Annotated in this window: 1 protein-coding gene; it reads left to right on the forward strand. The window is 76.2% G+C overall.

Going from position 1 to position 972, the window contains the following annotated elements:
- A partial coding sequence (locus HUW36_RS33470; protein ID WP_174531655.1) for an acyltransferase domain-containing protein occupies positions 1–972 on the forward strand: 972 nt, incomplete at both ends.

Consider the following 972-nt stretch of genomic DNA (forward strand, 5'->3'; position numbering starts at 1 on the left):
GTGACCGGGCTGCGCGCGCTCGCCGCCGGCGAGCCGGACGGCACGGTCGTCACCGGCAGCGGTACGCCGCGCGGCCAGCTCGCCGTGCTCTTCTCCGGGCAGGGCGCGCAACGCGCCGGCATGGGCCGGGAGCTGTACGCGGCGTTCCCGGTGTTCGCGTCGGCGTTGGACGAGGTGTGCGGGCACCTGGACCGGGCGCTGCCGCGCCCGCTGAAGGAGGTGCTGTTCGCCGCCGCGGGCACCGACGACGCCGCGCTGCTGGACCGCACCGTCTTCACCCAGGCGGGGTTGTTCGCGGTCGAGGTGGCGCTGTTCCGGCTGGTCGAGTCGTTCGGCGTCACCCCCGACCTGGTCGGCGGCCACTCCATCGGCGAGGTCGCCGCCGCACACGTCGCCGGCGTGCTGTCGCTGGAACACGCCTGCCTGCTGGTGGCCGCGCGCGGCGCGCTCATGCAGGCGCTGCCCGACGGCGGTGGCATGCTCGCGGTGGCCGCCACCGAGGCGGACGTCCACGCCGACCTGGACGACCACGCCGACCGGGTGGGCGTCGCGGCGGTCAACGGGCCCTCGTCGGTGGTGGTCTCCGGCGCCGCCGACGCGCTGGACGAGCTGGCCCGGCGGTGGACCGACCGGGGCGTACGGGTGCGGCGGCTGACCGTGTCGCACGCGTTCCACAGCCCGCTGATGGACCCGATGCTTGATCGCTTCCGCGCGGTGCTGGCGAAGCTCACCTTCCACGCCCCGACACTGCCGGTGGTGTCCAACCTGACCGGCGCGCCGGCCGACGGCGACGACCTGCGGACCCCGGACTACTGGGTGCGGCACGTCCGCGAGGCCGTCCGCTACGCCGACGGCGTGACGGCACTGCGGGCGGCCGGCGCGGACACGTTCCTGGAGATCGGCCCGCGCAGCGTGCTGACCGCGCTGGCCGCCGAGGCGCTGCCCGGCGACGACGGCGTGCTCGCCGTGGCC

It is taken from the genome of Micromonospora maritima (genome assembly GCF_902825405.1).
Classification (GTDB): domain Bacteria; phylum Actinomycetota; class Actinomycetes; order Mycobacteriales; family Micromonosporaceae; genus Micromonospora; species Micromonospora maritima.